Annotated in this window: 15 protein-coding genes; 11 read left to right on the forward strand and 4 right to left on the reverse strand. The window is 69.4% G+C overall.

Going from position 1 to position 22,858, the window contains the following annotated elements; all coding sequences use genetic code 11:
• Positions 1-10: 10 nt before the first annotated feature.
• The 10 genes from J7500_RS13810 (at position 11) to cobA (ending at position 15,717) form a co-directional block, all read left to right on the forward strand.
• Positions 11-3,217, forward strand: a complete 3,207-nt coding sequence (locus J7500_RS13810; protein ID WP_294062384.1) for an efflux RND transporter permease subunit — start codon at positions 11-13, stop codon at positions 3,215-3,217.
• Positions 3,217-4,611: an efflux transporter outer membrane subunit gene (locus J7500_RS13815; RefSeq protein ID WP_294062385.1), complete on the forward strand. Its 1,395-nt coding sequence runs from the start codon at positions 3,217-3,219 to the stop codon at positions 4,609-4,611. Before J7500_RS13810 ends, J7500_RS13815 begins: the two co-directional genes overlap by 1 nt.
• A 56-nt stretch (positions 4,612-4,667) precedes the next feature.
• Positions 4,668-5,249, forward strand: a complete 582-nt coding sequence (locus J7500_RS13820; protein ID WP_294062386.1) for an ANTAR domain-containing response regulator — start codon at positions 4,668-4,670, stop codon at positions 5,247-5,249.
• Positions 5,246-6,460, forward strand: coding sequence for a CmpA/NrtA family ABC transporter substrate-binding protein (locus tag J7500_RS13825; RefSeq protein WP_294062387.1), 1,215 nt, complete (start codon positions 5,246-5,248; stop codon positions 6,458-6,460). Before J7500_RS13820 ends, J7500_RS13825 begins: the two co-directional genes overlap by 4 nt.
• Before the next feature lie 198 nt (positions 6,461-6,658).
• Positions 6,659-7,894, forward strand: coding sequence for a NarK/NasA family nitrate transporter (locus tag J7500_RS13830; RefSeq protein ID WP_294062388.1), 1,236 nt, complete (start codon positions 6,659-6,661; stop codon positions 7,892-7,894).
• A 55-nt stretch (positions 7,895-7,949) separates the two neighbouring features.
• A complete protein-coding gene (locus J7500_RS13835; RefSeq protein ID WP_294062389.1) occupies positions 7,950-9,155 on the forward strand; it encodes a hypothetical protein in 1,206 nt (401 codons plus the stop codon).
• A 255-nt stretch (positions 9,156-9,410) separates the two neighbouring features.
• Complete coding sequence (nirB, locus tag J7500_RS13840) at positions 9,411-11,900, forward strand: nitrite reductase large subunit NirB (protein ID WP_294062678.1); 2,490 nt, start codon at positions 9,411-9,413, stop codon at positions 11,898-11,900.
• Positions 11,897-12,235, forward strand: a complete 339-nt coding sequence (gene nirD / locus J7500_RS13845) for a nitrite reductase small subunit NirD (RefSeq protein ID WP_294062390.1) — start codon at positions 11,897-11,899, stop codon at positions 12,233-12,235. Before nirB ends, nirD begins: the two co-directional genes overlap by 4 nt.
• Positions 12,236-12,350: 115 nt before the next feature.
• On the forward strand, positions 12,351-14,942 hold the full coding sequence (locus J7500_RS13850; protein WP_294062391.1) for a nitrate reductase: 2,592 nt from the start codon (positions 12,351-12,353) through the stop codon (positions 14,940-14,942).
• Positions 14,932-15,717, forward strand: a complete 786-nt coding sequence (cobA, locus tag J7500_RS13855; protein ID WP_294062392.1) for a uroporphyrinogen-III C-methyltransferase — start codon at positions 14,932-14,934, stop codon at positions 15,715-15,717. Before J7500_RS13850 ends, cobA begins: the two co-directional genes overlap by 11 nt.
• Positions 15,718-15,775: 58 nt before the next feature.
• On the opposite strand, the gene J7500_RS13860 is transcribed toward cobA, so the two are convergent.
• The 4 genes from J7500_RS13860 to J7500_RS13875 form a co-directional block, all read right to left on the reverse strand.
• Positions 15,776-18,664 carry a TonB-dependent receptor gene (locus J7500_RS13860; RefSeq protein ID WP_294062393.1) on the reverse strand — a complete coding sequence of 963 codons (2,889 nt, stop codon included), beginning with the start codon at positions 18,662-18,664 and terminating at the stop codon, positions 15,776-15,778.
• Positions 18,665-18,798: 134 nt separating this feature from the next.
• Positions 18,799-19,674: a DUF4440 domain-containing protein gene (locus tag J7500_RS13865; protein ID WP_294062394.1), complete on the reverse strand. Its 876-nt coding sequence runs from the start codon at positions 19,672-19,674 to the stop codon at positions 18,799-18,801.
• Between the two features lie 72 nt (positions 19,675-19,746).
• Complete coding sequence (locus J7500_RS13870) at positions 19,747-20,532, reverse strand: LytTR family DNA-binding domain-containing protein (protein ID WP_294062395.1); 786 nt, start codon at positions 20,530-20,532, stop codon at positions 19,747-19,749.
• Positions 20,532-21,626: a sensor histidine kinase gene (locus tag J7500_RS13875; protein WP_294062397.1), complete on the reverse strand. Its 1,095-nt coding sequence runs from the start codon at positions 21,624-21,626 to the stop codon at positions 20,532-20,534. The genes J7500_RS13870 and J7500_RS13875 overlap by 1 nt, the downstream gene beginning before the upstream one ends.
• Positions 21,627-21,991: 365 nt before the next feature.
• Between J7500_RS13875 and J7500_RS13880 the strand changes: the two genes are divergently transcribed.
• Complete coding sequence (locus J7500_RS13880) at positions 21,992-22,762, forward strand: FadR/GntR family transcriptional regulator (protein WP_294062398.1); 771 nt, start codon at positions 21,992-21,994, stop codon at positions 22,760-22,762.
• Positions 22,763-22,858 lie beyond the last annotated feature (96 nt).

Below are 22,858 nucleotides of genomic sequence, written 5' to 3' on the forward strand. Positions count from 1 at the left end.
AGGCAGCGCCATGAACATCTCCAGCTTCTTCATCGAGCGCCCGATCTTCGCGGGCGTGATCGCGGTCTTCATCACGCTGATCGGCGCCTTCTGCTATCCGCTGCTGCCGCTCTCGCAATATCCCGAGATCGCGCCGCCGACGATCGCGGTGCAGGCGTCCTATGCCGGTGCCTCGCCCGAGACGATCGCCGAGACGGTCGCGGCGCCGCTCGAGCAGGAGATCAACGGCGTCGAGGGCATGCTCTACATGAGCTCGTCCTCGACCCAGGGCGCGGCGCAGATCACCGTCACCTTCCAGCCGGGCACCGATCTCGATTCCGCGCAGGTGCTGGTGCAGAACCGCGTCCGCCTGGCCGAGCCGCGCCTGCCCGAGCAGGTCCGCCAGGTCGGCGTGACGGTGAACAAGCAGGAATCGGGCTTCCTGATGATCGTGGCGCTCACCTCGCCCGACGGCAGCCTCGATACCGATTACATGGGCAATTACGCCAACACGACGATCCGCGACCGGCTGTTGCGGCTGGAAGGCGTGGGCAGCGTCCAGGTGTTCGGCGGCGGCAACTACGCGATGCGCGTATGGATCGACCCCGATCGAGCCGCGGCGCGCAACCTGACCGCGGGCGAGATCATCGCCTCGCTCCGGGCACAGAATGTCCAGGTGGCGGGCGGCGCGCTCGGCCAGACCCCGAGCGGCCCGGCCAATCCCTCGTTCGAAGTGCCGGTGGACGTCGAGGGACGGCTTCGCACGGTCGAGCAATTCTCGAACATCACGGTCAAGTCCGATCCGACGAGCGGCGCGATCACGCGGCTGGCCGATGTGGCGCGCGTCGAGCTGGGCAGCCAGGACTATGCGATCCGCGGCTCGTTCAGCGGCCATCCGGGCATCGCGCTGGCGGTCGTCCAGCAGCCCGGCGCCAATTCGCTCTCGGCCGCCAAGCTCGTCCTTGGGGAGATGGAGACGCTCGCGCACGATTTCCCGCCGGGGATGAAGTGGTCGATCCCCTACAACCCCACCGAATATGTCCAGGCGTCCGTCGAGGCAGTGCAGCACACGCTGCTCGAGGCGGTGGTGCTGGTGGTGCTCGTCGTCGTGGTCTTCCTCCAGACCTGGCGCGCGGCGGTGATCCCGATCGTCGCGATCCCGATCGCGCTGGTCGGCACCTTCGCGGTGCAGCTCGCGCTCGGCTTCTCGATCAACTCGCTGTCGCTGTTCGGCCTGGTGCTGGCGGTGGGCATCGTGGTCGACGACGCGATCGTCGTGGTCGAGGCGGTGGAGAAGCACATCCGCGAGGGACTGCCCCCGCGCGAGGCCTCGCACCGCACGATGCGCGAAGTCTCGGGCGCGCTGATCGCGATCGGGCTGGTGCTGGTCTCGGTATTCGTGCCAACGGCGATGGTGCCCGGAATCCCCGGCATCTTCTACCGCCAGTTCGCGGTGACGATCGCGGCGGCATCGGCGATCTCCCTGCTGCTCTCGCTGACGCTTTCGCCCGCCATGGCAGCGCTGCTGCTCAAGCCGCACCGCGATATCGAGACCGACCATGGCTCCCGCTGGACGCGCCCGTTGCGCGTCGGCGCGGAGAAGTTCAACCAGGGCTTCGACTGGCTCTCGGACCGGTACGGCAAGCTCACCGCGCGCGTGGTGCGGATGGGGCTGATCATGATGATCGTCTATGCCGGCCTGCTCGCGCTCACCGGCTGGCGCCTCACCGCGACGCCGACGGGCTTCATACCCGAGCAGGACCAGGGCTTCCTGATCGGTGTGATCCAGCTTCCGCCCGGCGCCTCGCTCGATCGCACGAGCGCGGTGCTGAACAAGGCCTATGACATCGCCAGCAAGACCGACGGTGTCGTCGACGGCGCTGCCTTCGCGGGCCTCGACGGGGCGAGCTTCAGCCAGGCCTCGAACTCTGGCGTGATGTTCCTCAAGCTCGACGACTGGTCGAAGCGGGGATCGGAGAAGTCGGCCGCGGCGCTCGCGGGCCAGCTCACCGGCGCGCTCGGGGGGCAGATCGAAGGCGCCAACATCTTCATGATCGCCCCGCCCGCGGTCCAGGGCCTAGGCAACGGCAGCGGCTTCGTGATGATGATCCAGGATCGTTCGGCGAATGCCGGATGGCGCGGGCTGGAAGGCGCGGCCGGCGCGATGATGGGCGCGGCGATGCAAGAGCCCAAGGTCACCCAGGTCTTCTCGCTCTTCAACACCGCCAATCCGCGCATCCGCGCCGACGTCGATCGCGACAAGGCACAACTGCTCGGCGTGGAGCCCAACGACGTCTATGCGGCGATCGGCACCTACATCGGCTCGACTTATGTCAACGACTTCAACCTGCTCGGCCGCACCTTCCGTGTGACCGCGCAGGCCGAGCCGAGCGCCCGCGACGACCTGAGCGACGTCGGGCGGCTGCAGGTGCGCTCGCGCAGCGGCGAGATGGTGCCGCTGTCTGCGGTCGCCAGCTTCCACCGCGACTCGGGCGCGTCGCGCGTCGTCCGCTACAATCTGCTCCCCGCAGTCGAGCTGCAGGGCGCGGCGGCACCGGGTGTCTCCTCTGGCGACGCACTAGCTGCGATGGAGCGGCTCGCGGCGAACACGCTGCCGCAGGGCTACAGCTTCGAATGGACCGGTCTCGCCTATCAGCAGAAGGCGGCAGGGAGCAGCTCGGCACTGATCTTCGTGCTTGCGGTGGTGTTCGTCTTCCTGGTGCTCGCGGCGCAATATGAATCGATCACGCTGCCGCTGGCGGTGATCCTGATCGTGCCGATGTGCATCCTGGCGGCGCTGCTGGGTGTGACGCTGCGCGGCATGGACAACAACATCCTGACCCAGGTGGGCCTGGTGGTGCTGATCGCGCTGGCTGCCAAGAACGCGATCCTGATCGTCGAGTTCGCCAAGCAGGGCGAGGAAGAGGGCATGAACCGGTTCGAGGCCGCAGTGCACGCCGCGCGCTCGCGCCTGCGCCCGATCCTGATGACCAGCTTCGCCTTCATCTTCGGCGTGATCCCGCTCGCCATCGCCAGCGGCCCCGGCCAGGAGATGCGCCAGTCGCTGGGCACCGCGGTGTCGTTCGGCATGCTCGGCGTCACCTTCTTCGGCCTGATCTTCACACCGATCTTCTATGTCCTGATGCGCGGCCTGGCCGAGCGGACCAGCCGCAAGCGCGCGGAGCCCGAGGCTCCCGCAGCGGCGGCGGCGGCGGCGGCGGGTGCGGGAGAAGCATGATGAAACGCAACCTCATTGCTCTTTTCGGGCTTGCCCTTTCGGGTTGCGTGGTCGGGCCGGACTATGTCTCGCCGGCGCCCAACCAGCCGGCGCAGGTGCCCTTCTCGCAGGCCGGCGCGCCCGGCTTCTCGCCCGCGGAGCCGCCCGCCGACTGGTGGCGGCTGTTCAACCAGCCGGTGGTCGACCGGCTGGTCGGCGAGGCGCTAGCGGCGAATACCGACCTGCGCGTCGCCGCCGCCAACCTGCGCCAGGCGCGCGCGGTATTGCGCGAAACGCGCGCCAATCGCCTGCCGAGCACCGACATCAGCGCAAGTGCCGGCTATGCCCGCCAACCCGGCGGCGCGGAGGGCGAGAGCTACGACGCGGGGCTCGACCTCGGGTATCAGGTCGACCTGTTCGGCCGGATCGCCCGCGCGATCCAGGCCGGCCGCGCCGACGTGCAGGCCACCCAGGCGACCTATGACCTCACGCGCGTGACCGTGGTGGCGGAGACGATCCGCGCCTATGCCGACGCCTGCGCGGCGGGCCGCCAGCTCGCGGTGGCCAACGAATCGCTGCGCGTCCAGGAGCAAACCTTCGACCTCACGCGCCGCCTGGAGGCAGGCGGGCGCGGGACCGGGCTCGATACCAGCCGCGCCGCCGCGCAGCTCGAGCAGGTCCGCTCCGACATCCCCAATTTCGAAGCCGGGCGAAAAGCCGCGCTGTTCCGCCTCGCGGTGCTCACCGGCAAGCCGCCGGCCGACTTCCCTGCCGATGTCGCGGCATGCAACACGCCGCCGACGGTCACCTCCCCCATTCCGGTGGGCGACGGCGCGGCCCTGCTCGCCCGGCGCGCCGACGTGCGCGCCGCCGAGCGCCGGCTCGCCGCGGCCACCGCGCGCGTGGGCGTGGCGACTGCCGAGCTCTATCCGAACATCACGATCGGCGGCTCGGTCGGATCGACCGCAGGCTCGGTCGGCGACCTCTTCTCCAATTCCGGGTTCCGCTTCAGCCTGGGTCCGCTGATCTCGTGGAGCTTCCCCAACACCAGCGTGGCACGCGCGCACATCGCGCAGGCCGAGGCCTCGGCCGATGCGGCGCTCGCCGAGTTCGACGGCGCCTGGCTGGCGGCACTACGCGACACCGAGACCGCGCTCGCCAACTATGTCGCGCAGGGAACGCGGGTGGAGACGCTGCGCCGCGCGCGGACGCAGAGCCAGGAGGCCGCGCGGATCGCCCGGCTGCGCTACCAGCAGGGTGCCGAGAGCTTCCAGATCGTGCTCGATGCCGAACGTTCGCTCGCCGCGTCGGAGGCGCTGCTGGCGCAGGCGCAGGCGCAATTCTCCGACGCGACGGTCACGCTTTTCCTCGCGCTGGGCGGCGGATGGCAGCAGCCGGTTCCCGCGGCCGGTTGACCGGAGGGCAGGCACGACTGCATTAGGCCGGCTCCGCCTGTGGGGAAGGTCGGCCTTTGCGGATTGTGATCGTCGATGACAGCGGACTGCGCGCGACCGTCCTGGAGGAGGGTCTGCGCGAGGCCGGCTATGAGGACATCCATGTCGTGCCCCCGCGCGGGGCATTCGTCGCCAAGCTCGAGCGGATGGCGCCCGACGTGGTGCTGATGGACCTGGGCAGCCCCAGCCGCGACACGCTGGAGGAAATGCTGGCGGTGAGCCGCGCGCTGGCCCGGCCGATCGCGATGTTCGTCGACCAGTCCGACGACGCGATGATCGGCGCGGCGATCGATGCGGGTGTCTCCGCCTATGTCGTCGACGGGCTCCGCAAGGACCGGGTGAAGCCGATCCTCGATCTCGCGATCCGCCGCTTCAATGCCTTTGCGCGAATGCAGGCCGAGCTTGAGGAGGCGCGCACCGCGCTGGCCGACCGCAAGGCGATCGACCGCGCCAAGGCGATCCTGATGCAGACGCGCGGGCTCGGCGAGCCCGAGGCCTATGCGCTGCTCCGTTCGACCGCGATGAACCAGAACAAGCGCATCGTGGAGGTGGCCGAGGCTCTGATCACCGCGCACAGCCTGCTGGGAGGGCAGCCATGACTCCGCTTTCCATCGCCTTCCTGCCGCTGACCGACAGCGCGCCGCTGATCGTCGCCCGGGCCAAGGGCTTCGCCGAGGCGCAAGGCATCGACCTGAAGCTGGTGCGCACGACGAGCTGGGCGACGCTGCGCGACCGGCTGGTCTATGGCCAGGTGCATGCCGCGCACATGCTGGCGCCGCTCGCGATTGCAGTGAACCTGGGGCTGAGCCAGCAGCCTGCCGCGCTCTCCGCCCCGTTCAAGCTCAACGTGAACGGCAACGCGCTGGTGATGGCGACCGAGTTCGCCGCGGCGCTCGACCCCGAGCCGGCCAAGCGCGTGCGCGATCCGGAGGCGACGGCGCACGACTTCGCCAATGCGATCGGACTCTACAAGCGCAAGCCGGTGATCGGCGTGGTGCATCGCTTCTCGAGCCATGCGCTGATGCTGCGCTATTGGCTCGGCTATGCCGGCGTCGATCCCGACCGCGACGTGACGCTCCGCGTGCTGCCGCCCTCGTTCATGGTCGAGGCGCTGCGGCTCGGCGAGATCGACGGCTTCATCGCGGGCGAGCCATGGAACAGCGTCGCGGTGGCCGAGGGGCTGGGCGAGATCGTCGCGGCGGGCGTCAACATCTGGCGGCGCGGCGTCGAGAAGGTGCTGGCGATGCGCACCGACTGGATGGAGGCCAATGCCGAGACCGTCGACCGGTTGCTCGTCGCGGTCTCGCGGGCGGCCGCCTGGTGCGACGATCCCGCCAACCGCGAGGAGCTGGCGCTCCTGCTCGAGCAGCCGGACCATGTCGGCCAGCCCGCCGAATGGCTGCTGACCGCGCTCAGCGGCCAGATGATGCTGCGCGCGGGCGACGCGCCGGTCGACGTCCCCGACTTCCTGCTCTTCCACCGCGAGGCCGCGGGCTTTCCGTGGCGCAGCCAGGCGCTGTGGATCTATTCGCAGCTGGTCCGCTGGGGCATGGTCAAGGCGGACAACGCGAGCGAGACGCTGGCCGGCAACGTCTTCCGCCCCGACGTGTACCGTCGCGCGCTCGGCGCCGCAGGCGTGCCGATGCCGGGCGCGAGCATGAAGCTGGAGGGCGCGCTGGCCGCTCCGCTGCCCGTCGGCGCACACCAGGGCGCGCTGACGCTGGGGCCGGACCGCTTCTTCGACGGATCGGTGTTCGACCCCGACGATGTCGCCGGGTACCTTGCTGCGCTTGCACACAGGCCCAAGTGAATTTTTTGCACTTGCGAAATGTTTCAGATTGAGGAAGCCTTGAACTAACGCGCGACGTGGCGCGTCTCAGCGAGGTGGCCCCAGCGTGGGGGCACTCCTCGACCAGTGAATTCAGCAAAGCCGCTGTCCGGCCGGTGCCATGCGCACGGGGCCGGAGGCGGCTTTTTTCGTGTCCACCGCACATGCGAAGAGGTTCCGATGGCTACGGCATATTGGGAAGGCGAAGGCAAAGCGAAGAGCGGCTTCTGGCAGGCGGGGCATCGCCCCACGCTGATCGCCGCGTTCCTCTATTTCGACCTGGCGTTCATGGTCTGGGTGCTGCTCGGGCCGCTCGCACCCGAAATCGCCAAGACGCTCCACCTCACCGCCGCGCAAAAGGGGCTGATGGTGGCGACGCCGACGCTGGCCGGCGCGGCGCTGCGGCTCGTCGTCGGGCTGCTTGTCGACCGGATCGGGCCCAAGCGCTCGGGCGCGATCGCGCAGGTGATCGTCATCGCCGGCCTGTTCGCGGCCTGGATCGTGGGCGTGAACAGCTTCGGCGGCACGCTGGCGCTGGGCGTGATCCTGGGCTTCGCGGGCGCGAGCTTCGCGATCGCCCTGCCCCTCGCCAGCCGCTGGTATCCGCCCGAGCATCAGGGCAAGGCGATGGGCCTGGCAGGCATGGGCAATTCGGGCACGGTGCTCGCTGCGCTGTTCGCTCCCACCCTCGCCAAGGCCTTCGGCTGGAACGCCGTGCTGGGGCTGGCCTGCATTCCGCTGACGATCGTGCTGGCGGTCTATCTGATCCTGGCCAAGGACGCGCCCAACGCACCGCCACCCAAGCCGATGGCCGCATACCTCAAGCCGCTGAAGACCGCCGACGCCTGGTGGTTCATGGGCTTCTACGGCGTCACCTTCGGCGGTTTCGTGGGACTGGCGGCGTCGCTGCCGATCTATTTCACCGATCGCTTCGGCTTGACCACGGTGATGGCGGGCTATGCCACTGCGGCCTGCGTCTTCGCGGGCTCACTGATCCGGCCCGTGGGTGGCGCGCTCGCCGACTCGATCGGTGGGGTGAAGGCGCTGAGCTGCGTCTTCCTGGTCGCGGCGCTGGCGCTGGCAGGCGTGAGCGCGGCGCCGAGCGTGGCGACTGCCCTCCCCACCTTCGTACTTGCGATGCTGGCGCTGGGCGTGGGCAACGGATCGGTGTTCCAGCTGGTGCCGCAGCGCTTCCGCGAGGAAATCGGCGTGATGACCGGGCTGGTCGGCATGGCCGGCGGGATCGGGGGCTTCTACCTCGCCTCCTCGCTCGGCTTCGCCCGGCAGCTGACCGGTAGCTACCAGCCGGGTTTCCTGATCTTCGCGGGCCTGGCGCTGGTGGCGCTGGCCGGGCTGAGCTGGGTCAAGGGCAAGTGGCGCACCGGCTGGGGTGCGGCTTCCGGGGCGCGGATCTGATGTGATAGACGACGGACGGCTGCGGGGCCGTCCGTTTTCAGTTGGGGGAAAGTCGATGCGCTTGTTCATTGGTTCGGCGGCCGTGCTGGCCGCCGCGGCGCCCGCCTGCGCGCAGGACGTCACGCTCAAGCCGCTCGTCGAGGCGCGGCTGCGCTGGGAGAATGTCGAGCAGCAGGGTTTGCCCGAGGAAGCCGACGCCGTGACGGTGCGCGTCCGCGCCGGCGTGGAGGCGCACAGCGGCCGGTGGAGCGCGCTCGCCGAAGCGCAGGGCGTGATGGCAATCGTCGACGATTATTACGACGGGCTCCACGGCGTGCAGACGCGCCCGCTGGTGGCGGACCCGGAGAATGTCGCGCTCTACCGCGCGCAGCTGCAGTACAAGAGTCCCGCGCTGACGCTGACCGCCGGCCGGCAGCGCATCAGCCTGGACGAGGACCGCTTCGTCGACGCCGCGCTCTTCCGCCAGAGCGCCCAGACCTATGACGCGGTCCGCGGCGAATGGACCCCGCTCAAGGGGCTCAAGGCCGACCTGACCTATGCCTGGAGCGTGCGCACGGTCTGGGGCGTCGAGGGCAATGGCGCGCGGCAGCAGGCGATTTCGGGGGACAATGTCTTCGCCAACCTGGGCTATGCGACGCCGATCGGCACGATCACCGGCTATGCCTATCTGGTCGACCAGGACGAGGCGGCGGTGCAGGGCTTCCGCCTGTCGAACCAGACCTATGGCGCGAAGCTGCAGGGCGGGCAGAAGCTCGGGCCCGCGGCGCGGATCGACTATCAGGCGAGCTTCGCGCGGCAGAGCGACTATCACCGCAACCCCAATCGCTATTCGGCGAGCTTCTACCTGCTCGACGCGCTGGCGACCGTACACGGCTTCAAGGCCGGCGGAGGGCTGGAGGTGCTGGGCGCGGACAAGGGCGTGCCGTTCACGTCGTTCCAGACCTCGGTCGGCAGCGGCTTCCGCTGGCGCGGCTGGGCGGGCAAGTTCGTGCCCAATCCGCCCGACGGCGTGCGCGACCTCTATGGCACGCTCGGCTACGGCGCGCCGACGGTGGGGCCGTTCAAGGCCGTGACGCTGCAGGCCAACTGGCACCGCTTCCGCAGCGACCGGCTGGTGCGCCACTATGGCGACGAGCTCGACCTGCTCGCCAGCGGCAAGCTGGGCAAGACCACGATCTCCGCCCGCTACGCCGATTACAGCGCAGAGACTTTCGCCACCGACACGCGCAAATTCTGGCTCCAGCTCGATTGGGCGCTGTGATTTGCTGCGTTGCAAAATAGACACTTGAACCGGAGCGCGCGAATCAGCACAATGGCGGCATCGGGCAAGGTCGCCCGAGCGAGACATAGCTATCGCTCCCAAGGTCGGGAAACGGTGGTGCATCGATCGGCGTAGCGCCGGTCTAAGGGTGATTTGGCAAGGCCGCCATGCAGGCGCCGGAGTTTTCTGGCGGCCCGCATGGCGGCCTTTTTGCGTTCTGGAGCACGGCGAATGGAGCTTTTGGGCGAAGGTTGGATGGGCGAGGTGGCGGAAGGCGTGCCGGGCGTCCCCGTGGCACGGCCCCATCTGGTGGTGGTTGGCAACGGCATGGCCGGGTGCCGCGCGGTCGAGGAGCTGCTGGCGCGCGATGCGGGGCGCTACCGCGTGACGATCTTCGGCGCCGAGCCGCATGTGAACTACAACCGGATCATGCTCTCCCCCGTGCTCGCGGGCGAGAAGAGCTTCGACGAGATCGTGATCAACGACGCGGCCTGGTATGCCGACAACGGAATCGAGTTGATCGCCGGCGATCCCGTCGTGGCGATCGACCGCGAGGCGCGGCGCGTCACCGCGCGGAGCGGGCGCAGCGTCTCGTACGACAAGCTGCTGATCGCGACGGGCTCCGATCCCTTCATCATCCCGGTACCGGGCAAGGACCTGCCCGGCGTGATCAGCTTCCGCGACATGAGCGACGTCGATGCGATGCTCGCCGCGGCCGCCGCGGGCGGCGACGCCGTGGTGATCGGCGGCGGGCTTCTCGGGCTCGAAGCGGCGCACGGGCTGACGCTGCGCGGCATGAAGGTGACCGTGCTCCACCTGATGAACACGCTGATGGAGCGCCAGCTCGACGAGGCGGCGGGCTGGCTGCTCAAGCAGGAGCTCGAGGCGCGTGGCCAGACGGTGCTCACCGGCGCCGACACCGCCGAGATCATCGGCGCCGACCGCGTCGAGGGCGTGCGCCTCAAGGACGGGCGCGAGATCCCGGCGAGCCTGGTGGTGATGGCGGTGGGCATCCGTCCCAACACCGCACTTGCGCGCGAGGCCGGGCTCGACGTCGGCCGCGGGATCAAGGTCGACGACCATATGGTCACCAGCGACCCCAACGTCCTCGCGGTCGGCGAATGCGTCGAGCATGACGGGCAGGTCTATGGCCTGGTCGCGCCGCTGTGGGAGATGTGCCGCGCGCTCGCCGACGGGCTGGTCGAAGCGCACAGCGGGTACAAGGGATCGGTGACGTCGACCAAGCTCAAGGTCTCGGGGATCGACGTCTTCTCGGCCGGCGACTTCGCCGGGGGCGACGGCGCCGAGGACATCGTGCTGCGCGACGCGGCGCGCGGGGTCTACAAGCGCGTGGTGGTCAAGGACGACCGGATCGTCGGCGCGGTGCTCTATGGCGATACCGCCGACGGCAGCTGGTATTTCGACCTGTTGAAGAAGCAGGAGGACGTGTCCGAGCTGCGCGACCTGCTGATCTTCGGCCAGGCATACGCCTCCGGAGGTGGGCAAGCGGACCCTAAGGCGGCCGTTGCGGCGCTCTCGGACGATGCCGAGATCTGCGGCTGCAACGGCGTCAGCAAGGGCCAGGTCGTCGCCTGCATCGAGAAGGGCGCGTGCAGCCTCGATGCGGTCCGCGCGGGGTGCAAGGCCTCGGCGAGCTGCGGCTCATGCACGGGCCTTGTCGAGAATCTGCTGGCGCTGACGCTGGGCGACGCGGTGCAGGCGGGCCCCAAGACGATGTGCAAGTGCACCAGCTTCGGCCATGACGACGTCCGCCGCGAGATCGTGGCGCAGGGGATGAAGTCGATCCCCGAAGTGATGCAGCGGCTGCACTGGTCGACGCCCGACGGCTGCTCCTCGTGCCGTCCCGCGCTCAACTATTATCTGCTTTGTGCCTGGCCCGGCGAGTACAGCGACGACCAGCAGAGCCGCTTCGTCAACGAGCGGATGCACGCCAACATCCAGAAGGACGGCACCTATTCGGTCGTCCCGCGCATGTGGGGCGGGATCACCAGCCCGCAGGAGCTGCGCGCGATCGCCGACGTGGTCGAGAAGTACGACGCGCCGATGGTCAAGGTCACCGGCGGGCAGCGGCTCGACATCTTCGGGATCAAGAAGGAGGATCTGCCCGCGGTCTGGGCCGATCTCAATGCGGCCGGGATGGTCTCGGGGCACGCATACGGCAAGGCGCTGCGCACGGTGAAGACGTGCGTGGGCTCCGAATGGTGCCGCTTCGGAACCCAGGATTCGACCGGGCTCGGCGTCAAGCTCGAGCGCGGCTTCTGGGGAAGCTGGATGCCGCACAAGTTCAAGATGGCGGTCTCGGGATGCCCCAGGAACTGCGCCGAGGCGACGATCAAGGATTTCGGCGTGGTCTGCGTGGACTCGGGCTACGAGCTCCATGTCGGCGGCAATGGCGGCATCCATGTGCGCGCGACCGACCTGCTGGTGAAGGTGGCGACCGAGGAGGAGGCGATCCATTACGCCGCGGCCTTCGTCCAGCTCTACCGCGAGGAAGCGCGCTATCTGGAGCGCACCGCGCCGTGGATCGAGCGCGTCGGGCTCGAGTACGTCAAGGACCGGATCGTCGAGGACGCCGAGCTCCGCGACACGCTGGCCGCGCGCTTCTGGTATTCGCAGAGCTTCAGCCAGGACGACCCCTGGGCCGAGCGCGCGCAAGGCGCGGAACGCGAGCAGCACGCGCACATGGCTGCCTTCAAACCCATCCGTGAGGAGGAAATCGCATGATCGGCGAATGGCTCGACATCGGCTGGCTGCACGAGATCCCGGTGCGCGGCAGCCGCACGGTTCCGGTCGACGGCGGCGAGGAGCTGGCCGTGTTCCGCACCGGCGACAATCAGGTTTTCGCGTTGGTCAACAAATGCCCGCACAAAAAGGGGCCGCTGAGCCAGGGCATCGTCCATGGCCACAGCGTCTCGTGCCCGCTGCACAACTGGAACATCGCGCTCGCGACCGGCCAGGCGCAGGGCGAGGACAAGGGCTGCACGCCGACGATCCCGGTGAAGGTCTCGGGCGGCCGCGTGCTGATCTGCCGCGCGAGCACGCTGAAGGCTGCGGCGTGAGGGGGTGCGCCCTTTCTCCCTCTCCCCTCTGGGGAGAGGGTCGGGGAGAGGGGCAGGAGCCGCGCACTCTCCGCACTGCCCCTCTCCCAACCCTCTCCCCGGAGGGGAGAGGGCTTTGACTCCCATCCGCACCACCTGCGCCTATTGCGGCGTCGGCTGCGGGATCGTGGCGATGCGCACCGGCGCGCGCTCGGTGGAGATCAAGGGCGACCCCGAGCATCCGGCCAATGCGGGCAAGCTCTGCTCCAAGGGCACGCACCTGGGCGAGACGGTGGGCCTGGAGGGCCGCCTGCTCTTTCCCGTGATCGGCAGGAAGCGCGCGAGCTGGGACAAGGCGCTCGACCTCGTCGCCCGCCGCTTCCGCGAGACGATCGCGCAGCACGGGCCGGACAGCGTCGCCTTCTACGTCTCGGGCCAGCTGCTGACCGAAGACTATTACGTCGCCAACAAGCTGATGAAGGGCTTCATCGGATCGGCGAACATCGACACCAATTCGCGGCTGTGCATGTCGAGTGCAGTCGCGGGCCACAACCGCGCGTTCGGCGAGGACGTGGTGCCGGCGAGCTATGACGATCTCGACGCGGCCGACCTGATCGTGCTCGTCGGCTCGAACACCGCCTGGTGCCACCCGGTGGTCTATCAGCGCATCCGCGCACGGTGCGACGCCGGCGCCAAGCTGGTGGTGATCGACCCGCGCCGCACTGAGACCGCCGCCGAAGCCGACCTCCACCTCGCGCTGCGCCCGGGTAGCGACGTCGCGCTGATGAACGGCCTGCTCGCGCATTGCCGCGACGAGGGGCTGGTCGACGAGGATTTCCTCGCCGCGCATGTCGAGACGCCCGCGGAGTTCTGGGAAACGCTCGGCGAGGGCAGCGACCTCTGGTCGGTGGCGCGGATCTGCGACCTCGCGCCGGCGGACCTGCGCCGCTTCTACGAGCTGTTCGCCGCGCATCCGCGCACCGTCACGATGTTCAGCCAGGGCGTCAACCAGTCGATCCGCGGCACCGATCAGGTCAACGCGATCCTCAACCTGCATCTCGCGACGGCACGCATCGGCAAGCCGGGCTCGGCGCCCTTCTCGATCACCGGCCAGCCCAACGCGATGGGCGGGCGCGAAGTGGGCGGGCTCGCCTCCAGCCTCGCCAGCCACATGGATTTCGCCCCCGACAATGTCGCGCGCGTCGGCCGCTTCTGGGCGGCGCCGAGCATGGCGTGCAAGCCGGGGCTCAAGGCCGTCGACCTGTTCCGCGCGATGGGCGAGGGACGGATCAAGGCGCTTTGGGTGATGGCGACCAACCCCGCCGTCTCGATGCCCGACGCCGGCCGCGTCCGCGAGGCGCTGGCCGCCTGCCCCTTCGTCGTCGTCTCGGATGTGATGGAGGACACCGACACCGGCCGCTTCGCGCATGTTCGCCTGCCCGCCGCCGCCTGGGGCGAGAAGGACGGGACAGTCACCAATTCGGAACGCCGCGTCAGCCGCCAGCGCCCGATCTTCGCCGCGCCGGGCGAGACGCGGCCCGACTGGTGGATCGTCAAGGAAGTCGGCCGCCGCATGGGCTGGCGCACTGCCTTCGCCTATGACCGTCCCGCCGATATCTTCCGCGAGCATGCCCGCCTCTCTGCCTACCAGAACGATGGCGTGCGGCTGTTCGACCTGGGCGGCAAGGTCGCGATCGGCAACCACGACTATGACGCGCTCGAGCCCTTCCGCTGGGGTGGCGATGCCTTCGCCGACGGGCGGTTCCCGACGCCGAGCGGCAAGGCGCGGCTGGTGGCGGTGCGGCAGATGGATCTGCAGGACCCGCTGCCGAAATGGCCGCTGACGCTCAACACGGGGCGTTACCGCGACCAGTGGCACACGATGACGCGCACCGGCCTGAGCCCCAAGCTCGCACGGCACCGCGAGGAGCCGCTGGTCGAGGTCCACCCGCTGGATATCGAGGCGTTGGGACTCGCCGACGGCGGGCTGGCGCGCGTCTCGACGCCGCAGGGCGAAAGCATCTTCCGCGTGGCCGCGAGCGAGGGGCAGCGCCGCGGGGAGATCTTCACGCCGATCCACTGGACCGACCAGCAGGCGGCCGGCGGTCGCACCGGCCTCCTCCCCCGCCCGCTCACCGATCCGCATTCGGGCCAGCCGGGGTTCAAATCCACGCCCGCGGCGATCGCGCAGGTGCCCGCGGAATGGCGCGGCTTCCTGCTCGCGGGCGGCGAAATCGAGCGACCCGCCTGCCTCTGGTCGGTGCGCGTCGCGGTGCCGAGCGGCAGCCTCTACGAGCTGGCGGGCAACGGCCGGTCCGAGGCGCTCGAGGCGCTGCTGCCCAAGGGCGAGCGCGTCGAGGCGATCGACCATTCGCGCGGAACGCGCCGCATCGCGGTGATGCGCGAGGGCAAGCTGGTCGCAGCGCTGTTCGTCACGCGCACCGGGCTGCTGCCGACGCGTGACTGGCTGATTGCACAGCTCGGCCAGGCCGCCGGCCCGACTTTGCTCGCCGGTGCGCCTCCGGGTGCGCGCGAGGATCGCGGGCCGATCGTCTGCCTGTGCTTCGACGTCGGGCTCAAGACGATCGTCAAGGCGATCGGCAGCCAGCAGCTCACCAGTGTCGAAGCCGTGGGCGCGGCGCTCTCCGCCGGCACCAATTGCGGCTCATGCCGCCCGGCGATCCGCCAGCTGATCGAGGAAAACAGGAGCCAAGCCCATGCAGGATGATTTCCGCCCCGGCGACGTGTGGCTGGTCGGCGCGGGCCCCGGCGACCCGGACCTGCTCACCCGCAAGGCCGAACGGCTGATGCGCACCGCCAGCGTAGTTTTCTACGACGCGCTGGTCGGCCCCGGCGTGCTCGCGCTGATCCCGCCGCATGTCCGCAAGGTGCCGGTGGGCAAGCGATCGGGCCGCCATTCGAAGGACCAGCGCTCGATCAACGAACTGCTCGTCGAAGCCGCGCTCGACGGCGAGCGCGTGGTGCGGCTCAAGGGCGGCGATCCCGCCGTCTTCGCACGATCGATGGAGGAAATGGCGGCGCTGGCCGCGGTGGGCGTGACCGCACGCATCTGCCCCGGCGTGACCGCGGCGAGCGCGGCGGCGGCCTCGGCGGGCGTGTCGCTGTCGCTGCGCGGGCTCGGGCGGCGCGTCCAGTTCGTGACCGCGCACGTCCAGGCGGGCGAGCCGCTGGAGCTCGACTGGGCAAGGCTCGCCGATGCGGGCGCCACCACCGCCTTCTACATGGGCCGATCGGCAGCGGGAGAGATCAGCCGCGAGCTGATCGCCGCGGGGCTCGACGCCGCGACGCCGGTGATGGTCGCCTGCGACGTGAGCCTGCCCAGCGAACGGCTGTTCCGCACGCGGCTGGACCTGCTGCCGATCGCCGTGAAGGCCGTCGCGGACGACAGCCCCACGCTGATCCTGGTCGGCGAGGCGGTGGCGAGCAACCCCGCCCTCTCCCCGCGCGCGATCGCCCGGGCATTCTCCGCGCCGCAGGACTGAAAGGAAATGGGGCGACCCTGGGAGAGGGCCGCCCCGACCGTTTCCAGGCGCGAGGAGCCTAGAAGCGGAACCTTGTGCCCGCACGGAAGGCGCGTCCGATCACGCCGGACTGGCTCCACGTCGGGTTGTAGTTGTTCGCCGCATAGTTCGGCAGGTTGATCGGCGCCTTGGCGTCGAACAGGTTGTTGACGTTCACATAGAAGCTGAAGTCGTCCGACACCTTGTAGGTCGCGACCATGTCGACGACGAGGAAGTGCTTGGTCCGGCAGAAGGCGGGATCGGCGAGCGCATTGTCGCAATCGTCCTTCGTGTCCGGGCCCGAGATGTCCTCGGCCGTGTTGCGATAGCCGCTGGTGTAATAGGCCGTCGCCGACAGGCTGGCAGGGCCGAACTCGACCGTGTTCTGCCAGTTGGCGCGCCACGCCGGCGTGCCCGCGCCCGAGGAGAGCGCGTACGGCCCCTGCGTGCCGACATATTGCTGCGTGCCGCCCGGCGCGACGAGGTTGAACTCGAGGATCCGGGTCGCCTCGAACTGGCTCAGCCACCGCACGCCGCCGCCCAGCTTGAGGTCGAGCGTCGCGGTGACGTCGATGCCCGACGTCCGCTGCTCGGCCGCGTTGACGTAGGACGCGTTGACGAAGGCCACCGTGCGCGGCGCGTTGGGATAGAGCGGGTCCGCGTCGTTCAGGAGCACGCTATAGCCATCGGGCAGCGGTTCGCCGGCATAATAGGCCGCCAGCGCGGCGCCGTAATCGGGTGCGCCGGCGATGAAGTCCTTCTTGCTGATGTTGTAATAATCGATCGTCGCGCTGAACCAGCGCGCGGGCTCGAACACCGCGCCGACGGTGAAGCTGCGCGAGCGCTCGGGCTTCAGGCCGGGCGTGCCGGTGGTGTTGATGCCCAGCGCGTTGTTGGGACCGACATAGGGGCTGCCGCCCGAGCATTCGCCGCCGCCCTCATCGACGCCGCCGTGCGCGATCACGACGTCGCACGGCGGGATCGGCGCGGTGACATAGCCGGTGACCGAACCCTGGAGCTCGGCGAACTGCGGCGCGCGGAAGCCCTGCGAATAAGTGCCGCGCAACGCGAGCCCGCGGAACGGCGTCACCTTGATCCCCGCCTTGGGCGAGAAGCGGTCGTACCCATCCGAATAATGGTCGAACCGGCCCGCGAGGTTGAGCTGGACCGCGTCGAGCACCGGCGCGTCGATCTCGATCGAAGCGGCCGAGACGGTGCGCTGACCGCGCGCATTGACCGGGTTGATCGACACCGTGCCTGAATCCGGATTGGCATTGGGCGCGTTGAGCCGCTCGTGCCGGATCGACGCGGTGCCACCGATCTGCAGCGGCCCGCCGGGCAGCTCGGCCACGGCATAGGTGGCGGTGAGCTGCGCCATCACCAGATCCGAGGTCGAACGGTTGGTGACGGTGGGCGCCAGCGCGCTGCGCACCGCATCGGTGTTGAGCGCGGGATTGACGAAATTGTAGCTGCCGTCGGCGATCGCCCGCCCGAGCGCCGCGACGTTGATGTAGCCGCGCCGCGTCCAGTCGAGATCGGTGTGCATCGCCGTCGCCTCCAGCGCGAAGCGCCCCTTCTCGCCGAGCGATCCGCTGACGCCGAGCGCACCGCGATAGGTGCTGCTCGCGGTGGTGTTCGAGATCGGAATGTCGCCGAACGTATAGGCGATCTGCGCCGCATAGCCTTCGGCGGCGAACGGGTTGTTCGGGTTGAGCTGGCCGTTGGTCAGCCGTGCGGGCAGCACCACGCCCAGCGTGTTCGCCGGCGCGCGGTTGCGGATCGCGGACGGGGCTGCGACCGAATCCACTTCGCTGCGGTAGTAGGTACCGATCGCATAGGCTTCGAGGTCGCCGCCCAATCGCGCGGTCACGCGGCCGGTGATGCCCCAGCGCTCCTGCTCCGGCTGGAGCTGGCCGTAATCATGGGCGAAATCCTGCTCGCAGAAGCTGCCCCCGGCGGTGGTGCTGTGCGCGATCGTACCCGGCGCACACCCTGCGGGGTTGAGCACCTGGTAGCGCTCGCCCGCGATCGCCTCGCCGCTGAAGACGTTCCCCGGGATGAGCTGGTTGGCGCGGCGCACCAGTGCGCTGATCGTCTGGCCCGGGCCAGTCGCGCCGATGTTGCCGTTGGCACAGGGCTCGGGATCGCCGCTGCCGGTGCAGGTCAGCGGGCTGAGGTCGCCGGTGTTGTAGGGAAAGCCGCGCCGGCGGGCCATCAGGTCGTCGCTGTGGCTGTACTCGCCGCCGATGTACGCGCTGAACCCGTCGGTATCGAGGTCGCCCGTGCCCGCCATCAGCGAGAAGCGCTGGTTACCCACGTCGCCGCGCTCGCTCACGCCGGCCTCGGCCATGCCGGAGACGCCCTGGAACTGCTTGCGGGTGATGATGTTGATCACGCCGCCGATCGCGTCGGCACCATAGGTGGCGGAGGCGCCGTCACGCAGCACCTCGACCCGCTCGACCGCGAACTGCGGGATGGTGTTGAGGTCGACGAACGACTTCTGGCCGTCGTCGGCGAGCGGATAGTAGGAGCCGCGCAGACCGTCGAACAGCACCAGCGTCGAATTGACGCCCAGGCCGCGCAGCGAGACGCCGCTCGCCCCGCTCGCGAAGCCATTCGAAAAAGCGATCGGGATCGAGCCGCTATTGTCGGCCGAAACGCTGCGCAGCGCCTCGGCGACCGAAGTGATGCCGCGCTGGTCGAGCATCTCGGCGGAGAGCGTGGTGAGCGGCGACGCGGTCTCGCGGTCGGTGCGGCGCGCGAAGATGCTGCCGGTGACGACGATCTCGTCATTCGAATCCTGCGGCTCGGCGGCAGCGTCGGCGGCGACCGGGGCTGCGTCCTGCGCATGGACCGGCAGCGCCATGCCGATCGCGCCGGCAAGCACCGTGCCGATCAGCAGGCGATGGCGCAAAGATTGCCTTTGCATGATTTCCCTCCCTTTTCGTTGAAAGTCGGCTCTCGCCCGCGGCATGCGGCGGCTCACGCGAGATGCGACGGGGGCCGCTCCGGCGGCGGCGGCAGCGACCAAGGCCGCCGGGCATGCGACGAAGTCCGCCGCGCTCAGCTCAGCTGATCGATGAGCAGACGCCAGGTCTCGCCCTGCCGGCGCCAGATCCGCACATAATAGAGGCGCTCACCGCCCTTGGCGTCGAGCCGGCCGTAGCTGACGGCCAGGTCGCCGGCGACCGACACGCGCAGCCCCAGCCGCTCGGCGCGATCGATCGCCGGTGTGGCGGCGAGCGCGGCCGCTGCGTCGTCGTGGGAAGCTGCTCCCATACCGTTGCGCAGGACATAGCCTTCGTCGGCGAGCGCCGCGCGGACCGCACCGGGGCCGTCGCTGCGCATTGCGCCGTGGAGCGCGTCCTCGGCGGTGCCCAGGCTGAGCGCCGCGCCGGTGTCGGGCGCTGTCCGGGCAGCGGGCCGCAGCCGCGTAACGGTCGCCGGGAAAGAGGGCGCGGGCCGATCGCCTTCGAGCGGCGAGCCGTTGTCGAGGTACCAGCGCCAGCGGCCGTCCGAGCCGCGCTGCCAGACGGTGAGGAACTGGCCGGCACGCACCTTGGCACCTCGGCTCAGCCGATAGGGGCCGGTGGTGAAGCCCAGATCGTTCGACGCGGCGACCGCGGCGACGGCGGGCTCCCATTCGAGCCGCACCGCGGGATCGTCCGGCTGGCGCGCGAGCTCGGTCAGCGCGGGCACCGGATAGGGGCGCAGCAGGATGCTGTTGGGCGCGGCATGCGCGCGAAAGGCCGAGGAGATGCCCGTCTGCGCGACATCGGCGGCGAAACGCCGCTCGGCCGCGACCAGGCTGTCGATCGGATCCTCGTCGCGCTGGCGGGCGACGGCGCCCGAGGAGTCGAGGATCATCAGCCCGGCCAGGCAGGCCGCGCGGAAGCTGCGGATTACCGGGGAGGCAGCGGGAAGTGCGAGGTTCGTCATGGAGCCCGCCTCGCGCCTGCGCGCCCGCCGCTCCACTCTGCTGCGACGTGCCCCGCCGCAGCCGCGACGAAGTCAGAGGCGCAGCGCCTGCACCACCTGGTCCTGGTAATTGGGACCGACCTGCAGGTTGGCGCCGTCTTCCAGCACGACGCGCAGCGCGCCCTTGCCCGGCCGCTCGACTCCCACCACCGCGCCGATGCGCACCATGTGCGAGCGGTGGATGCGCACCATCTGCTGCGGGTCGATCCGCCGCTCGAGCTCGTTCATCTTGGCGCGCAATATGTAGCTTTTGATCGGTGTATTAAGCAGCACATAATCGCGTGCCGCCTCGATCCGGTCGATCATCGTCACGGGTACGCGGACCGAGCCCTGACGCGCCGGGACCCAGATCGCCGATTCATAGGACTCTCCGTCCTTGCGGGCCGGCTCTCCGGCATCCGCACGCAACGCCGCAACCACCGCGCCCAGCTCGGCCGCGCGGCCGTCGGCGTCGATCAGCTCACGGCGACGGCGCACGCGATCCACCGCGAGGCGGAGCCGGTCGAAGCTCACGGGCTTGAGCAGATAGTCGATGGCCTCGACTTCGAACGCCTCGATCGCGAAGCGGTTGAACGCAGTGACGAACACCACGTCGGGCCGATCGGGGAGCCCGGCGAGCGACTGCGCCAGTTCCATACCCGAAAGCCCGGGCATCTGGATGTCGAGGATCACCAGCTCGGGCCGCAGCGCCTCAATCCGCTCGCGCGCCTCGATCCCATCGGCGGCGGTGCCGACCAGCTCGACGTCCTCGATTCCGGCGAGCCCGGCCGTCAGCCGGTCGAGCGCGAGCGGCTCGTCGTCCACCAGCAGCGTCCGCATCACTCGGCGGCCTCGCGCATCGGAGCATAGCGTAGGGGCAATATCAGCCTGACGGCATAGCCCTCCGGCGTCGTCCCGGCCTCCATCCGCCCAGCGGCGCCGTGAAAGGCGGCGAGCCGCTTGCGGACGTTGTCGAGCCCCACCCCGGTTCCCCCTGCGACCGGCATGCGCGCGGCACCACCGCCCCGGTCCTCGACCACGATCTCCAGCACCTCGCCCGCGGCCCGGGCGCGGACTTCCAGCGAGACCGGTCCGCGCGAAGTGGACACGGCATATTTGATCGAATTCTCGACCAGCGGCTGGAGCAGGAAGCTCGGCACATAGGCGTTGAGCAATGCCGCGGGACAATCGAAGGACAACTGCAGCCGATCGGCGAAGCGCGCGCTTTCGATGTCCAGATAGGACTGGGTCGTGGCCAGCTCCTCGTCGAGCGTCACCTCGGCCTCGGGATCGGCCTCGAGCGTCAGCCGCAGGAAGTCCGAGAGCTTCACCGTCACGCGCTCGGCATCGGCGTTGCGCCCGGTGACGATCAGCGACGAGATCGCGTTGAGCGTGTTGAACAGGAAATGCGGGTTGAGCTGGAAGCGCAGCGCCGCGAGCTGCGCCTGCTGCGCCGCGTCGCGCGCCTCGGCGAGCTGCCGCTCGCGCTCGCGCACCGCCATCTCGCTCTGCACCAGCCCCAGCGCGGTGGCGTAGAGGCCGTAGATCAGCACGAAGGGCATCAGCCCGACGTTGAACAGCTCCGCCAACGGCGGCGGCCGATGATGCAGCGCACGGGCAAGCTGTTGCAGCAGGCGCGCGTCGATGAGCCCGTGCAGTACCGCGATACAAAGTGCCACGGCGACGATCACCGGGATCATCCAGCGCCGTGGCAGCCGCCGGGCCAAGCCGATCGCGCCAGCCAGCGCCGCCGAGAAGAGCAGCCCGAGCGCGAAGGTCTGCACCAGCAGCAGCTTGTAGGCGAAGGGGAACGGCTCGCCCGAGGCGATGTCGCGCGCCGACCACAGCAGCAGCGCCACCAGCCACAGAAGGATGGTGAGCACCACCACGACCACGGCTTCGCGCCGACGGAACAGGCTGACAAGATCGTGCACGCGCTGCGAATACCACGACCTGCGCCACGCGCCGACCGTCTTCGTCGCAGCATGGTCCGCCTTGGTCGCTTTGCTCCAGTGCGGCACAGCCGGTTGACAGGTGGGCGACTTCCTCGAAACTCATCAGACAATTTCGGGAGGAGATGCGAGTGTCGGGTGTTGCGCTGGCAAGCGCCAGCAAGGCCTATGGCGCGCAGACGGTGATCGACTGGCAGCGTGGCCGCGGCAATATGCACCAAGGTTGCAGACCGGAAGCTTCTCGGCGGGCGGCGCGCTCACCGCGACGCTGAAGCCGCTGCGTGGAACGTGTTCCCGACACGGCGCGCCTGATTGTCTATTGCGACAGCTGCGCTAAAGGTCTGATCATGGCGACCAAGCCCAACAAGAAATCGCTCGATGCCCGCGCCCGCCGCAAGTCGCTGCGGCTCCACGGCACGATTGCACGCGACCTGGGCATTTTGATCGTCTCGGGCCGTTACCATCCGGGCGAAGTGCTGAGCAACGAAGTCGCGGCGAGCGACCGGCTCCACGTCTCGCGTACTGCCTATCGCGAGGCGCTGCGCATCCTGGCGGCCAAGGGGCTGGTCGAATCCCGCCCGCGCGCCGGCACCCGCGTCAGCGACCGCGCCAAATGGCATTTGCTCGACCCCGACGTGCTTTCCTGGATCTTCGAGTTCGAGCCCGACGACGATCTGCTGGCGAGCCTGTTCGAGCTGCGGAAGATCTTCGAGCCCGAGGCCGCCGCCCTTGCCGCCAAGCGCCGCAACCAGGACCAGCTCGAGCGCATGGCCGAGGGACTGCGGGGCATGGCCGAGCACACGCTCGCCGTGGAGGAAGGCCGCATCGCCGACCAGCATTTCCACGCCGCGCTGATCGAGGCGTCGGGCAATCCGTTCCTCACCACTCTGACGACCAGCGTGGGCGCCGCGGTGGCCTGGACGACGATCTTCAAGCAGCGCAACAGCCCGCTGCGCCGCGATCCGGTGCCCGACCACCAGCGCGTCTATGACGCAATCGCCGCGGGCGACGCGGAGGCGGCGCACCGCGCGATGGCCGAGCTGGTCGACATGGCGTTCCTCGACACCGCCAATTCGCGCGCGCCCAAGGGCGGGCGGGCGAAGGTGGTCGCGGGCTAGCGGCTACTCCGCCCCAGGGTCCCCGGCGTCGAAATCATCGTCGAGCAGTTCGCCCGGCGTGGACATCTGACTCGAACTTGAGCCTGAAAGCAGCCG

Source organism: Sphingomonas sp., from assembly GCF_017744835.1.
In the GTDB taxonomy this organism is placed as follows: domain Bacteria; phylum Pseudomonadota; class Alphaproteobacteria; order Sphingomonadales; family Sphingomonadaceae; genus Sphingomonas.

Excerpts from the sequence above, each read along its gene's own strand:
- J7500_RS13810 (WP_294062384.1), top strand. The coding sequence starts at position 11 with ATGAACATCTCCAGCTTCTTCATCGAGCGCCCGATCTTCGCGGGCGTG.
- J7500_RS13815 (WP_294062385.1), top strand. The coding sequence starts at position 3,217 with ATGAAACGCAACCTCATTGCTCTTTTCGGGCTTGCCCTTTCGGGTTGC.
- J7500_RS13825 (WP_294062387.1), top strand. The coding sequence starts at position 5,246 with ATGACTCCGCTTTCCATCGCCTTCCTGCCGCTGACCGACAGCGCGCCG.
- J7500_RS13830 (WP_294062388.1), top strand. The coding sequence starts at position 6,659 with ATGGCTACGGCATATTGGGAAGGCGAAGGCAAAGCGAAGAGCGGCTTC.
- J7500_RS13835 (WP_294062389.1), top strand. The coding sequence starts at position 7,950 with ATGCGCTTGTTCATTGGTTCGGCGGCCGTGCTGGCCGCCGCGGCGCCC.
- nirB (WP_294062678.1), top strand. The coding sequence starts at position 9,411 with ATGGGCGAGGTGGCGGAAGGCGTGCCGGGCGTCCCCGTGGCACGGCCC.
- nirD (WP_294062390.1), top strand. The coding sequence starts at position 11,897 with ATGATCGGCGAATGGCTCGACATCGGCTGGCTGCACGAGATCCCGGTG.
- cobA (WP_294062392.1), top strand. The coding sequence starts at position 14,932 with ATGCAGGATGATTTCCGCCCCGGCGACGTGTGGCTGGTCGGCGCGGGC.
- J7500_RS13860 (WP_294062393.1), bottom strand. The coding sequence starts at position 18,664 with ATGCAAAGGCAATCTTTGCGCCATCGCCTGCTGATCGGCACGGTGCTT.
- J7500_RS13865 (WP_294062394.1), bottom strand. The coding sequence starts at position 19,674 with ATGACGAACCTCGCACTTCCCGCTGCCTCCCCGGTAATCCGCAGCTTC.
- J7500_RS13870 (WP_294062395.1), bottom strand. The coding sequence starts at position 20,532 with ATGCGGACGCTGCTGGTGGACGACGAGCCGCTCGCGCTCGACCGGCTG.
- J7500_RS13880 (WP_294062398.1), top strand. The coding sequence starts at position 21,992 with ATGGCGACCAAGCCCAACAAGAAATCGCTCGATGCCCGCGCCCGCCGC.